This window comes from Hyphomonas sp. NPDC076881 (assembly GCF_050269995.1).
Lineage (GTDB): Bacteria > Pseudomonadota > Alphaproteobacteria > Caulobacterales > Hyphomonadaceae > Hyphomonas.
The window spans coordinates 188009-200102 of record NZ_JBNNJJ010000007.1 but is presented as its reverse complement, the minus strand read 5'-3'; the positions used below and the strand labels follow the sequence as shown (position 1 = coordinate 200102).

Annotated in this window: 15 protein-coding genes; 6 read left to right on the top strand and 9 right to left on the bottom strand. The window is 62.6% G+C overall.

Annotation, left to right across the window (positions count from 1 at the left end):
- The first annotated feature begins 15 nt into the window (after nt 1-15).
- The 3 genes from ACQKI2_RS09775 (at nt 16) to ACQKI2_RS09765 (ending at nt 3406) form a co-directional block, all read left to right on the top strand.
- Nucleotides 16-963, top strand: coding sequence for a sulfite exporter TauE/SafE family protein (locus ACQKI2_RS09775; RefSeq protein ID WP_427379505.1), 948 nt, complete (start codon nt 16-18; stop codon nt 961-963).
- Nucleotides 953-2122 (top strand): pyridoxal phosphate-dependent aminotransferase, encoded by a 1170-nt coding sequence (locus ACQKI2_RS09770; protein WP_427379504.1) that lies wholly within the window; start codon nt 953-955, stop codon nt 2120-2122. The genes ACQKI2_RS09775 and ACQKI2_RS09770 overlap by 11 nt, the downstream gene beginning before the upstream one ends.
- A gap of 180 nt (nt 2123-2302) precedes the next feature.
- Nucleotides 2303-3406 carry a diguanylate cyclase gene (locus ACQKI2_RS09765; RefSeq protein ID WP_427379503.1) on the top strand — a complete coding sequence of 368 codons (1104 nt, stop codon included), beginning with the start codon at nt 2303-2305 and terminating at the stop codon, nt 3404-3406.
- A gap of 9 nt (nt 3407-3415) precedes the next feature.
- Here the strand turns inward: ACQKI2_RS09765 and ACQKI2_RS09760 are convergent, their stop codons facing one another.
- Complete coding sequence (locus ACQKI2_RS09760) at nt 3416-3763, bottom strand: hypothetical protein (RefSeq protein ID WP_427379502.1); 348 nt, start codon at nt 3761-3763, stop codon at nt 3416-3418.
- A 129-nt stretch (nt 3764-3892) separates the two neighbouring features.
- On the opposite strand from ACQKI2_RS09760, the gene ACQKI2_RS09755 reads away from it, so the two are divergent.
- From ACQKI2_RS09755 to ACQKI2_RS09745, 3 genes are read left to right on the top strand one after another with little or no spacing between them, the layout of a single operon-like run.
- Complete coding sequence (locus tag ACQKI2_RS09755) at nt 3893-4279, top strand: PepSY domain-containing protein (protein WP_427379501.1); 387 nt, start codon at nt 3893-3895, stop codon at nt 4277-4279.
- The gene (locus ACQKI2_RS09750) at nt 4279-4941 is read left to right on the top strand and encodes a response regulator transcription factor (RefSeq protein WP_427379500.1); all 663 of its coding nucleotides are present in this window, start codon (nt 4279-4281) and stop codon (nt 4939-4941) included. Before ACQKI2_RS09755 ends, ACQKI2_RS09750 begins: the two co-directional genes overlap by 1 nt.
- Nucleotides 4938-6260, top strand: coding sequence for an ATP-binding protein (locus tag ACQKI2_RS09745; RefSeq protein ID WP_427379499.1), 1323 nt, complete (start codon nt 4938-4940; stop codon nt 6258-6260). The genes ACQKI2_RS09750 and ACQKI2_RS09745 overlap by 4 nt, the downstream gene beginning before the upstream one ends.
- Here the strand turns inward: ACQKI2_RS09745 and folK are convergent.
- The 8 genes from folK to ACQKI2_RS09705 all read right to left on the bottom strand — a co-directional run bounded on the left by folK (nt 6249) and on the right by ACQKI2_RS09705 (nt 12047).
- Nucleotides 6249-6755 carry a 2-amino-4-hydroxy-6-hydroxymethyldihydropteridine diphosphokinase gene (folK, locus tag ACQKI2_RS09740; RefSeq protein ID WP_427379498.1) on the bottom strand — a complete coding sequence of 169 codons (507 nt, stop codon included), beginning with the start codon at nt 6753-6755 and terminating at the stop codon, nt 6249-6251. The genes ACQKI2_RS09745 and folK overlap by 12 nt on opposite strands.
- Nucleotides 6748-7113 carry a dihydroneopterin aldolase gene (gene folB / locus ACQKI2_RS09735; RefSeq protein WP_427379497.1) on the bottom strand — a complete coding sequence of 122 codons (366 nt, stop codon included), beginning with the start codon at nt 7111-7113 and terminating at the stop codon, nt 6748-6750. Before folB ends, folK begins: the two co-directional genes overlap by 8 nt.
- Nucleotides 7103-7936, bottom strand: coding sequence for a dihydropteroate synthase (folP, locus tag ACQKI2_RS09730; protein WP_427379496.1), 834 nt, complete (start codon nt 7934-7936; stop codon nt 7103-7105). Before folP ends, folB begins: the two co-directional genes overlap by 11 nt.
- A complete protein-coding gene (locus ACQKI2_RS09725; RefSeq protein ID WP_427379495.1) occupies nt 7929-8756 on the bottom strand; it encodes an aminotransferase class IV in 828 nt (275 codons plus the stop codon). The genes folP and ACQKI2_RS09725 overlap by 8 nt, the downstream gene beginning before the upstream one ends.
- Nucleotides 8753-9337 (bottom strand): anthranilate synthase component II, encoded by a 585-nt coding sequence (locus tag ACQKI2_RS09720; protein WP_427379494.1) that lies wholly within the window; start codon nt 9335-9337, stop codon nt 8753-8755. The genes ACQKI2_RS09725 and ACQKI2_RS09720 overlap by 4 nt, the downstream gene beginning before the upstream one ends.
- Nucleotides 9334-10692 (bottom strand): anthranilate synthase component I family protein, encoded by a 1359-nt coding sequence (locus tag ACQKI2_RS09715; RefSeq protein ID WP_427379493.1) that lies wholly within the window; start codon nt 10690-10692, stop codon nt 9334-9336. The genes ACQKI2_RS09720 and ACQKI2_RS09715 overlap by 4 nt, the downstream gene beginning before the upstream one ends.
- 166 nt (nt 10693-10858) lie before the next feature.
- Nucleotides 10859-11608: a TIGR00730 family Rossman fold protein gene (locus tag ACQKI2_RS09710; protein ID WP_427379492.1), complete on the bottom strand. Its 750-nt coding sequence runs from the start codon at nt 11606-11608 to the stop codon at nt 10859-10861.
- A 43-nt stretch (nt 11609-11651) separates the two neighbouring features.
- Entirely contained in the window at nt 11652-12047 is a 396-nt protein-coding gene (locus tag ACQKI2_RS09705; protein WP_427379491.1) for a RidA family protein, read from the bottom strand.
- Nucleotides 12048-12094: the final 47 nt, after the last annotated feature.

Here is a 12094-nt window from a genome sequence, read left to right as displayed (position 1 = left end):
AAGGATCTCTCTCTTATGATCCTAACGCCTGAAACACTGCTCTTTATCGGGGCGATGCTGGCAGCGGGGGCGCTGGCGGGGTTCGTGGCTGGCTTGTTCGGGATCGGGGGCGGCTTTGTCGTCGTCCCCGCGCTCGCCTCGGTGCTGACCATTCTCAGCGCCGGGTCGGATGCCATCGCGCCCGACAAGATCATGCATGTCGCCATCGGCACATCGCTGGCCACCATCATCTTCACCTCAATGCGCTCGGTCCAGGCGCACGCCAAACGCGGCGCCGTCGATTTCGAGATATTGCGAAGCTGGACACCCTGGGTGGTGATCGGCGTGGTGCTGGGCCTGCTGGTCGCGCAATACCTGGATGGCCACGCCCTGAAGGTCACCTTCGGCGTCGGCGTTTTCATCATGTCCTGGCACTTCCTCTTCCCGGTGCTTACGCGCCGCGGCCCGGTCGCCACGGAGATGCCGAAGGGATTGATGCGCGGCGGCCTCGGCAGCGTGCTGGGCGGCTATTGCACGCTGCTTGGCATTGGCGGGGGCACGCCGGCCGTTCTCATCATGACCCTCAGTGGTCAGCCGATGCACCGCGCGGTGGCCACTGCGGCCGGTTTCGGAACGATCATTGCCGTGCCCGGAACCATCGGCAGTATCATCGCCGGTTTCGGCCAGACGGGCCTGCCTTTCGGGTCGCTTGGCTATGTCAACGTGATTGCCGCCCTCGCCATCACATCGATGAGCGTTATCACCGCCCCGTGGGGCGTGACCGTGGCGCACCACCTCAACGCAGCCCACCTGCGCCGGGCGCTGGGTCTTTACCTGCTCGTCACGTCCAGCATCATGCTGGTCTCTGCCTTCTCGCCGCCTCCGCGCAGCGCCACCCCGTTTAACGTCGAAACCGCTCCGGCGGTGTCCACTATGAGCGCCGACATTTCGGTACAAAATCTGGAGCAAGATCATGGGATATAGACTTACACGCCGCAACCTGTTTTCGGCTGGCGCTGGCGCGGCCGCCGTTGGCCTCGCGGGCTGTGCAACCACCACCTCGGCAACGGCCTCGGCCGCCGCTGAAGCCCGCGGCGCGTTTCCACTGGAGCCGAAAGAGGCCAGCCTGTTCGGCCCGGAACCCGGCCTTGCGCTGCTCTCCCGCAATGAGAACCCCTACGGACCGGCGCCCTCCGCTCTGAAGATGATCGAAGCAGCCGCCCGCAAGGGCGCCTACTACACCAATGAAGAAGCCACGAAGACGCTGGCAGGCATGATTGCCGAACGCCACGGCGTCTCGCCGGAGCAGATCGTCATCACCACGGGTTCAGGAGAAGCGCTCAGCGCGCTGGCCCTCATCTATGGCCCCAAAGGCCCCATCGTGGCGCCGCGCCTCTTCTGGGATACGACCGCGCTCTATGCGGCCAAGCTCGGCCTGGCAGAAATCACACGTATTCCGCTTACGGAAGACATGAACATGGACCTGCCGGCCATGGAAGCGGCCATCACGCCGGAAACCGGCATGGTACAGTTGTGCAACCCGAACAACCCGACCGGCATCGCCATGCCCGGCTCGGTTATCCGGGCCGCTGCCTCCAGCATGGCAGCAAAAACCACAGTGGTTGTCGATGAAGCCTATATCGAGCTTGTGGATGACGAAGCCTCGATGACCTGCATTCCGCTGATCAAAGAAGGCAAGGACGTTATCGTCACCCGCACCTTCTCGAAGATCTATGGCATGGCGGGCATCCGCGTTGGCTACACCATCTCTTCGGCAGAAACGGCCGCAAAGATCCGCTACACGCAAATGTCCTGGACCCCGTGCACATCCATCGCCGCCGCCATCGGCTGCTACAATGATGAGAGCTTCATCGCCGGTTCCAAAGCGAAGATTGTCGAAGCGCGGGAAATGATCACCGCTACGCTGGATACCCTCGGCCTGCCCTATCTGAAGTCCCAGACCAACTTCGTCTATTTCCAGAGCGGTATGCCTGCCAATGATCTGCAGAAAGCCATGGCGGCCGAGCAGATCTCCATCCGCGGCCAGTATATGGACTACACGCCCTGGAGCCGCGTTTCGACCGGCAAGCTGGAAGATGTGGAGCGCTTCTGCAAGGCCCTGCCCCGTATGGTCAGCGCCTAGGGGCAAGCTGGCCTGCGGGCGGATTTACGATTTGCCCGCAGAATTTTAAGAAACGCATATCCGGAAATGTGCGCCAATTGCCCGGATCGATCAAATTTGATCGGTCCGGGATATCCGGAATTCAAGGATGGGTATGCATAACGGCACGGTAACCAAGATGTCCGGGGGGACGCTTTTTCCGTGCTCAGCTATCCACCACCACGCTTTGAACAGCAAAAATCCGAAGTGCTTCAGCGCTACCGGATTCTGAGAAGCGAAGATGTCCACAATGCCGACCACATTGCGCGGGCAGCTTCCCTGGCGCTCGGCGCGCCCATCGTGATCGCCGCCCTCAACGAGCGATATCGCAACTGGTATCGCGCCGCTCACGGCGTTTCCAAGGGCAAGTTCGACAGTCTGCAGACATTCTGTGCCTCCGCAAATCTCTCTGATGAAGCCTTCGCGGTTGCCGATGCCCGGCTTGAGCCCTATTTCGCCCGCGAACCCGCCGTCAAGGGCGCGGCGCATGTCGTTTTCTTTGCGGGCGCCCCGCTAAGTGATCCAGATGGAAAGCGGTTTGGCACACTCTGCCTGATCGATAACCGGCCACGCACGCTGACGGACGCAGAAATTACCCTCCTGAAAAGCATGGCACATATCGTCAGCCAGGACATCTGCGTCTGCAGCGCCGGGCGTTATGCGGTGCAGGATCTGATCAATGCCGAGGAGGACCGGTGTGCGCTCTACGATCTCGCCGTCACCGATCCGCTGACGAAAGCGCTGAACCGCCGCGCCTTCTTCCGCTTCGCTGAGCGGGAAGTGCAACGTGCCCATCGGCACAACCATCCCATCAGTGTCCTGATGTTCGATATTGACCACTTCAAACGGGTAAACGATGTCCACGGTCACGCAGCGGGCGATGAAGTCATCGTGCGGTTGTCGCGCCTGGTGGCCGATAGCATCCGCGACACAGACCTGCTCGGCCGTCTCGGCGGCGAGGAGTTCGGGCTCATCCTTCCGGAAACCGGTATTGAAGCTGCGCTCCTGCTGGCAAACCGCCTGCGGGAGGCTGCCCGGGGCCTCAGCTTCAAGAGCAGCGAAGGCAGCTTCAACATCACCATCAGCATGGGCGTGAGCCAGCCTGAGATGGGGGAGACAGATATCACCCCGTCTCTGGAGCGGGCAGACAAGGCACTCTACCGCGCCAAGCGCCTGGGCCGCGACCGTGCCGAGTTGATGCCCGCCAGCCCGGAGGGTGCCCAGATCATTCCACTTCCCTTCGCCCGCAGAGCCGGCGCAGCCTGACACCCGGCCTCAGTCGGCGCGGCGCGGGCTGCAATCATCATCGCGCTTGCGGCCGGTCTCCTTGCCGGAGGACGGGTGGAATTTCAGCGCCAGACAATGCCCCGTCGCCGTCAGCCCGGTCACCTCGATCCGCCGGCCACCCGTCTCATAGCCGATCACCTCAAACCCCTGCTCGGCCAGCTGCCGGCTCGCTTCGTCAAGGCTGGCGGAGTGGCCGATGGCATACCTGGCCGGCGTCGGCGTCACACTGCCTTCAGTCTCGGCTTCCGTCTGTGCGGCGCTCTTGCCTGCGCCAATGGTTCCGGCGGCAATCATCCCCAGAACAAGGGCGGCCACAACATAGGGGGTGCTTTTCATCGGATGATCCTCTCGCAAAGGGTTGGCCGCGCTTTGCGGCTCTGTTTGCGATTTGCCGAAAGCTGGCTGACAGGCACCTGCCCCTTCCTGTCAGGTTTCTGTCAGCGCGGGTTCGGGATATGACCGGATGTGTCCGGAAATGTCCGCCCGATGGAGCTGTCTGTCCCCGTGTTGTCCCGATTTGTCCTGAAATGGCTGCTGGTTGCCTGCTTTCTGCTGGCCCTTGCCGCGCCCGCCCTGGCGGACTGGGACGATGGCGATGATGATGACGACCGTTCCAGCCGCGATCAGGACATCGTCTGGAATGCCCGCAAAAGCGGGGAAATCCTGCCGCTGGAAGTGATCCTCGGCTCCATCCTGCAGCGCTATCCCGGCGAAGTTCTGGAACTGGAACTGGACGATGATGACGGCCAGCTCATCTATGAGATAGAAATACTCACCCGCCGGGGAATTGTGTTGGAAATGGAAGTGGATGCCCGCACTGGCCGCATACTCGAAATTGAGGAAGACGACTGATGCGCGTCCTTCTCGTTGAAGATGAACCCCTGATTTCAGACGATATTTCCGCCGCGCTGCGCGATGCTGGCTTTATCGTGGATCTCGCCCGCGATGGCGAAGACGCCTGGTTCAAGGGCGATACCGAATCCTATGACGCCATCATCCTGGACCTTGGCCTGCCCCGCATGGACGGCCTCTCGGTCCTGAAACGCTGGCGCGCGGCCGGCATGGCTACGCCTATCCTGATCCTCTCGGCCCGCGGCAGCTGGATGGAGCGCGTCGATGGCATCGAGGCAGGCGCCGATGACTACCTGCCAAAGCCCTTTGAAATGGCTGAGCTTATCGTCCGTCTGCGCGCCCTCATCCGCCGCGCTGCAGGCATGGCCCAGCCTGTCCTTCAGGCCGGCGACCTGATGGTGGATACCCGCCGGATGACCATCGCCTATGCCGGCCAGCCCGTCCGCGTCACGCCTCTGGAGTTCCGCCTCGTGGACTATCTCGTCCACAACATGAACCGCACCGTCTCTGCGGGCGAACTCGCCGAACACCTCCACGGCATGGAAGATACCGGCGACACCAACGCCATCGAAGCCATCGTCTCGCGCCTGCGCCGTAAGCTTGGTCCCGGCGTCATCAACACCCGGCGCGGCTTTGGCTATGTCATCGAAGCGGGCGCGTGAAACCGTTACGCTCCATCCGGCTACGCCTGTTGGCTGGCGGCGCGCTGGCGGTGGCGGTGGCCCTGCTGATTTCCTGGTTCACACTCGTCCTCCTGTTCGACAGTCACATCCGGCGCAACACCGAAGACGACCTGATCCGCCACGGCCGCGCCATCGTCAGCGCGCTCACCTTCTCTCCCGCCGGCTTCTCGGCACACACCTACCAGCCCAGCGACCTGCGCTTTGACCGGCCCGCCAGCGGCCTCTACTGGCAGGTCTCGCGCGGCGACGAAATCCTACGCTCCCGGTCGCTGTGGGATAACGCCCTTGATATACCCTCCGGCGTGGATGGAACGGATTGGCTCAGGGGCACAGCAGCCGGCCCCTTCGGCCAGGATCTTGTCCGCGTTGCCCGCACGATCCAGGAGGACGAAACCTCCAGGCCTGTTACCCTGATCGTGGCCGCTGACCGCGCCAGCCTGATTGATGCGCGCCAGGAATTTGCCCGCGAACTGGCGATCTTCCTGACGCTGCTCTGGGCCACGCTCAGCCTGGCGGCCTGGTTCCAGGTAACGATTGGCCTCATCCCGCTGCGGGCGGTGCAGTCATCCATCAGTGAACTGAAGTCCTCCCCTGCCTCGCGGCTTTCTCCCGGCCGGTTTGCAACCGAAGTGACGCCTCTGGTCGACCAGATCAACGAACTGGCCGATGCACGCGAGGCTGATCTTCGGGCCGCCCGCGACCGCGCGGCAAACCTTGCCCACGGCCTGAAGACGCCCCTCTCCGCGCTGCGCGCCGTTGCCCGGCGCGTGCGCGAGGCCGGACAGGGCGACATGGCCGACGGGCTGGAACAGTCAATCCTCGCCGCCTCCGATGCAGTAGACCGCGAACTCGCCCGCGCGCGCACCGCGGCCAGCCTTGACCGGGGCCCAACGGCGCCTGCAGCTGTCATCGAGCGGCTCGTCTCCGTTCTCTCCCGCACAGATCGCGGGGAGCGCGTTGCGTTTGAAATAGATTGCCCGCCCAGCATCACGCTTCCAGTATCGGCTGATCAGCTGATGGAAATGGCCGGGCCGCTGCTGGAGAATGCCGCCCGGTATGCCGCTTCCATCGTTCGCGTCGCGGCCCGCGCCCGGGAGCTGGTGATCGAGGATGATGGCCCTGGCCTGGGCACGGCAAACCGGGAGCGGGTTATCCTGCGCGGCCAGCGCGCCGATGAACGGCCCGGCGGACATGGCCTTGGTCTTGCCATCGCCAACGATCTTGCCGAGGCGACAGAGGGCCGGCTGGACCTGGGGACATCTGCCTTGGGCGGGCTGAAGGCCCGGCTAGTCTGGTGATAGATCTTCCGGCATCGGGCCAAGGCGGCGCATACCTGCCTCAAGGCCGGCAAGCGCCAAATTCTCGCGGATAGTGGCGCCGCCAATCACCTTCTCCGGCGCAATCTCAGCCAGCGGCGCCAGCACGAAACTCCGCAGAAGCATACGCGGATGCGGCAGGATCAGCCGGTCCCCGGCCATCTCCACATCATCATAATACAGAACATCCACATCCAGCGTGCGCGGCCCCCAGCGCAGGCTGCGTTCACGGCCATGGTCCCGCTCGATGGCAAGGCATGCTTCCAGCACCTCCATGGGCGCAAGCGACGTGTCGATCAGGACGCAGGCATTGAGAAAATGCGGCTGGTCCTCAATGCCCCAGGGCGGCGTTTCCCAGAGAGACGACACCGCCACCACCCGGATACCGTCCCAAGTCTCCAGCGCCCGCACGGCGCCCAAAAGATGCGCCTTGCGATCTCCAAGATTGGAACCGAGACCGAGCGCCGCTTCAGCCATGGCGTTCCCGCTCTATGGCTATGCCGACATGATTGACGATATGGCGGATCGGCGCGCGGGGCTTGCGAATCTCGACACGGATTTTCTGGATGGGCGGGAAATTTGCAAAGATCGCAGAGGCTATCCGCTCCGCCAGCGTTTCAATCAGGTTGAATACTTCTGTCTCCGAAACGCTGGCAACCAGATCACAGATCTCGCCATAGCAGACGGTATCTTCCATCACATCGCGCGGCGGCACGTCCGTATGCATGTCGCAGGTAATGTCGACCTCGAAAATCTGGCCGAGCGCCTTCTCTGCTTCCTTGAGGCCGTGATAGCCGTGGATGCGGAGATTGCGGATGATAATCTCAGTCTTCATGCCCTGCCCCTTCGATCGCCTGATACAGGCGCAACATATCAGTGTGCTCAGCTACATCATGAACCCGCAGCACGCGAGCGCCCCGCTGCAGCGCCATCAGATGAGCCGTGAGCGTGCCAGCAAGGCGATCATTTACGGCCCGGCCAGTGACATGGCCGATAAAGCTCTTGCGGGAAAGCCCCACCAGAACAGGGCAGCCATACGCCGCCAGCATGCCCAGCCCGGCGATCACTTCAAGGTTCTGCCGGGGCGTCTTGGCAAAGCCCACGCCAGGGTCCAGCCAGATATGCTGCTTCGGGATGCCGTGACGCGCCGCCGTCTCGAATGACCGGTCAAAGAAGCCGCGCATATCGGCCACCGCGTCCACGGCGTCGCCGGCCGTTCCGCGATGATAGGTGATGACGATGGCTGCGCCGGTTTCCGCAACGGTTGCAGCCATTTCCGGATCGCCGGTCATGCCGGTGACATCATTGATGATCACCGCCCCGGCCTCTACCGCCGCGCGCGCAACGGAAGCTTTTACCGTGTCGATGGAGATCGGCGTCCTGACGCGCGCGGCAAGGTGCCGGATTATGGGGATGACGCGGACGAGTTCTTCCGCCGCAGATACCGGCGCCGCGCCGGGCCGGGTGGACTCTCCGCCAATATCAAGGATGCCGGCGCCGTCGGCGAGCATCCGCATGGCCTGCGCCTCTGCCGCATCGAGCGTATTATGCCGCCCGCCATCGGAAAAACTGTCTGGCGTAACATTCAGGATGCCCATGATCACCGGCTCAGCGCGCACGCGCGCGAGAATCTGGTCTCGCCGCTCCGCATCAATCATCGAAACCTCCTTCCAGAAGTATCTGGCCTAGCCCGATCAGCGCAGACGGCAAAACTGCTTCAAAGCTGCGACCCGCAAAGGCGCTGACAGGCTGGAATATCCGCAGGCTGTTGGTCAGGAAAATGCCATCTGCTTCTGCAAGGCGTTGCGGCGTCAGGCTTTCCTCGCCGGCTTCAAACCCGGCGCCCAGCGCCGCCTTGAGCAGCCAACCCCGCACGATACCCGGCATTGCGCCCTCCGAAACGGGCGGGGTCACCAGACGATTACCAAACTGCGCAAACACATTGGCCGCAGACGCGCAGGCGACCTTCCCTTCCGGTGACAGCATCAGCGCTTCATCCGCGCCCGCTGCTACTACCTCGCGCAGAGCCATGATATTGTCCGTATAGGACAAGGTCTTGTGGCGCGCAGTGGGCGAGGTCGGGTTCCGCCGGATTGTGCTGATGCCAAGACGAACCGGCGTCATTGGATAGAGCTTCTCCATCGGCGAAAAGCGCGCCATCAGAGTGGGCGCGCCGGCCGTCTCTCCACCCAATCCGCGCGCGCCGGGACCGCGCGTAACCGTCAGCCGCAGCGCGCCATTTGCGCCATCAGGAACGGTTTCTCCGGCAAGCGCCTCCAACTCTTCGGGGGTAACCCCAATCCCGAGCGCCGCCGCATCCGTGACCAGACGGGCATGGTGTGCGCGCATCAGAATAATCTGCCCACCCACAACACGGGATGTATCGAAAACACCATCTGCCAGCAGCAGCCCGCGATCGGTCAGATCAAAGGGCTGAACATTTTCAGGCGCAGAGACGAATTGGTTCAGCCGGATCATGTCTGCCTCCAGGCGCGGGCGAGATTGAGAAAATTCCTCAGCAATGCGGGGCCATGCTCTGTGAGGATGGATTCCGGATGGAACTGGATGCCATAGACCGGCAATTCGCTATGCGAGAGGGCCATCACTTCACCTGACGGAGAGATAGCATCGATTACCAGATCGCCTCCCGCTTCCGGGACCTCGGCGACGAGAGAATGGTAGAGCCCCACGTCAAAAGCGGGCGGCAGCCCTTCGAACAACCGCAGCCCGGTATGTTTAATCCGGGCCGCGCGGCCATGCGCGGGCGATTTCGCTCTTGTGACGGGCCACCCAAATGCCGCCGCGATCGCCTGATGTCCGAGGCAGACACCGAGAATGGGCACACGCCCGCCAAACGCGCCGATAGCCTCCAGAGAAACACCCGCCTCTGCTGGTGTGCAGGGTCCCGGCGAGACGACCATGGCTTCCGGCGCCATCGCCGCGATCCCGGCAACGGTGATCCGGTCACTATCCACTATCTCAATCTCGCACCCAAGCTCACGGAAATAGCGCGCCAGATTGAAGACAAAGCTGTCCCTATTGTTCAGCACAAGGATCATAATCCCCCCGCTGGATTTGCCGCCGCGCCGATGATCCGCTCTGCTTTCAGGCGGATTTCAGCATGCTCCGCCTCCGGATCAGACAGAAGGGTTATTCCCGCCCCCGCCCATAGCCGTGTTTCCCCCGGCAACACTTCCAGCGTCCGGATCAGAATGGAAAAATCCATCGCGCCATCATGCCCTATCCAGCCCAGGGAGCCGCAGAAAACGCCCCGCGCCGCTGGCTCCAGCTCATCAATGATCTCCATCGCCCGCAGCTTTGGCGCGCCGGTGATAGAACCGCCGGGAAACACGGCCGCCAGCAGGTCTGCTGCCGTCTGCCCCGGCGCCAGTTGCCCCTCCACCGTCGAGACAAGGTGGTGGAGATTTGCAAAGGTCTCCAGCCGGCAGAGCGATGAAACGGAAACCGAGGCGGAAGTGCAGACCCGCGAAATATCGTTGCGTAGCAGGTCCACGATCATCACATTCTCCGCGCGGTCCTTCTCCGAGGCGAGCAGCGCCGCGCGGGCGGCAGCGTCTTCGGCCACATCTTCGCTGCGCCGGATAGTGCCCTTAATGGGTTCGGCCTTTACCCGCCCCTCTCCATCGGCGCTGATCAGACGCTCTGGCGAGAAACTGGCGATGGCCCGCCCTTCAAACACGCCGAACGCAGAAAAAGGCGCAGGCGAGCGGGCGCGGCCCTGAAGGTAATGCACAAATGCGGCCTCCGGGCAGAGCGGCTTGGCCGTCCACAGGCTGGAAATATTGGCCTGATAGATATCTCCCTCGCGAATATATTCCCGGACACGGGCAACCCCGGTCTGATAACTGCCCGGCGCGCTGTGCGGCGTCCAGTTGAGGGCTTCCGGCTGAGGTAGCGGGGAGACCGGCGCGGCCAGCCGCTCCTTCAGGCGTCTGATTTTCTCCTTCGCCCGTTTTTCGTCCGGCGCCGTATCTGCTGCCTGCAACCCCGCAGAATAAATATGGGCCGTTCCGGCGCCATGATCGAAAGCGATCACGGTGTCATAGAGGCCAAACTCCAACGCGGGCGCCGGGCTGGCGCTGTGGCGAGACTGGAACCGGTCGATGAAGGCGGGCGCAAAGTCGTAGGACAAATAGCCCGCAACCCCGCCCTGAAACGGCGCGCCGCCTTCAATCCACGATACGGCGCTCCTAGTTATCCAGACACGTAGTTTTTCGACGGCCTCAGCAGATGTCTCCAGTCGTAATCGATCCACTGGCCAGACGCAGATATAGGAATACCTCGTCCCCGGATGCTCGGGCGCTGCGCTGTCGAACCAGATAAACCCCTCTTCCCCCCGCAAAGCCATTGCGGCGGCAACAGGATCAAAAGACGATAGGGCGACTGCCAGCATGGCGCTTATCTAGCCTGCCGAAGGAACTGCGGAAAGACGCAGATATGTCGGATTAGTGATGCAGCTTTGGCATTTCAGCCCCAAAAGTGCCTTTTACGCTGCTTCCAGCTTTGCGGGAGCAATCGCCGAGCTTGACGCACAGCCGCCGGTTGCAGCGATCCCCAAGTTACCGGTCCGGCACTTCCAGGCCGCAACGGAGGAGGCAGCCCCACGCCTCCTCCGGATCGTCGGCAAACTCGAACAGCTTCAGATCTTCCGGGCTGATCATGCCGGCCTCGGCGAAGGCCTCGAAGTTGATGATCCGTGTCCAGAAATTCCGGTCATAGAGCACAACGGGCATATGGTGGCCCTTGCCGGTCTGGCTGAGGGTGAGGAGTTCGAAAAGCTCGTCCATTGTGCCGAAGCCGCCGGGGAAGATCACCAGCGCGCGGGCGCGCATGGCCAGGTGCATCTTGCGCATGGCGAAATAGTGGAACTGGAAATTCAGGTTGGGTGTGATGTACGGGTTGGGAAACTGCTCGTGCGGCAGCTGGATATTGAAGCCGATGGTGACGGCGCCAGCATCGCGCGCGCCGCGATTGGCCGCTTCCATCACGCCGGGGCCACCGCCCGTGGCGATGACATTGTCGCGCCACTCCCGTCCATCACAGAGGGCGCCGCCCCGCTCGGACGCGATGCGCCCGAAGGTACGCGCGGCATTATAGATGCGCGACTGCCACTCGCCGCCATCTTCGCGGATACGGGCAGAGCCGAAGGCGACGACGGTGGAACGCACGCGCTCGCGCCGGAGAAACTCCTCGGCCTTGCTATATTCCATCAGGAAACGCGCGCCGCGCATTGAATCGCCCAGCACGAAATCCTGATCGAGCGCGGCCAGCCGGTAGACCGGGTTATCGCTGTAATTGTCCTCGGCCATGCGAGCCCTCCTGCCGGAATTGAAGGCCCCCTTTTAGGGCATTCTATTCTTCAGGACAGCGGGCAATCACTTTGATCTCGAAGTCGAAACCTGAAAGCCATGTGACCCCGACAGCGGTCCAGTTCGGATAGGGCGCATGAGGGAAAACGCGGTTCTTGACCTCCATCAACGTTCCGAACTGGGCCTCGGGATCGGTGTGAAAGGTGGTGACATCGACAATGTCGCTCAACCGGCAGCCCGCCGCGTCAAGCACAGCCTGGAGATTGTCGAAGGCCAATTGCACCTGCTTGGCGAAATCTGGCTCGGCGGAACCATCCGGGCGGCTGCCTACCTGGCCAGAGATAAACAGCAGGTCACCGGAACGGATCGCCGCCGAATACCCGTGCTGTTCGTAGAGGGCATGGCGGTCCTTGGGAAATACCGGTTCGTTTCGGGGCATGTCGCTGTCCTTTCAGGAGGGCGCGCCTTGGACGCGGCGTTGGTCAA

Excerpts from the sequence above, each read along its gene's own strand:
- ACQKI2_RS09715 (WP_427379493.1), bottom strand. The coding sequence starts at position 10,692 with ATGCTGGCAGTCGCCCTATCGTCTTTTGATCCTGTTGCCGCCGCAATG.
- folK (WP_427379498.1), bottom strand. The coding sequence starts at position 6,755 with ATGGCTGAAGCGGCGCTCGGTCTCGGTTCCAATCTTGGAGATCGCAAG.
- ACQKI2_RS09720 (WP_427379494.1), bottom strand. The coding sequence starts at position 9,337 with ATGATCCTTGTGCTGAACAATAGGGACAGCTTTGTCTTCAATCTGGCG.
- folB (WP_427379497.1), bottom strand. The coding sequence starts at position 7,113 with ATGAAGACTGAGATTATCATCCGCAATCTCCGCATCCACGGCTATCAC.
- ACQKI2_RS09725 (WP_427379495.1), bottom strand. The coding sequence starts at position 8,756 with ATGATCCGGCTGAACCAATTCGTCTCTGCGCCTGAAAATGTTCAGCCC.
- ACQKI2_RS09710 (WP_427379492.1), bottom strand. The coding sequence starts at position 11,608 with ATGGCCGAGGACAATTACAGCGATAACCCGGTCTACCGGCTGGCCGCG.
- ACQKI2_RS09750 (WP_427379500.1), top strand. The coding sequence starts at position 4,279 with ATGCGCGTCCTTCTCGTTGAAGATGAACCCCTGATTTCAGACGATATT.
- ACQKI2_RS09705 (WP_427379491.1), bottom strand. The coding sequence starts at position 12,047 with ATGCCCCGAAACGAACCGGTATTTCCCAAGGACCGCCATGCCCTCTAC.
- ACQKI2_RS09760 (WP_427379502.1), bottom strand. The coding sequence starts at position 3,763 with ATGAAAAGCACCCCCTATGTTGTGGCCGCCCTTGTTCTGGGGATGATT.
- ACQKI2_RS09770 (WP_427379504.1), top strand. The coding sequence starts at position 953 with ATGGGATATAGACTTACACGCCGCAACCTGTTTTCGGCTGGCGCTGGC.
- ACQKI2_RS09775 (WP_427379505.1), top strand. The coding sequence starts at position 16 with ATGATCCTAACGCCTGAAACACTGCTCTTTATCGGGGCGATGCTGGCA.
- folP (WP_427379496.1), bottom strand. The coding sequence starts at position 7,936 with ATGATTGATGCGGAGCGGCGAGACCAGATTCTCGCGCGCGTGCGCGCT.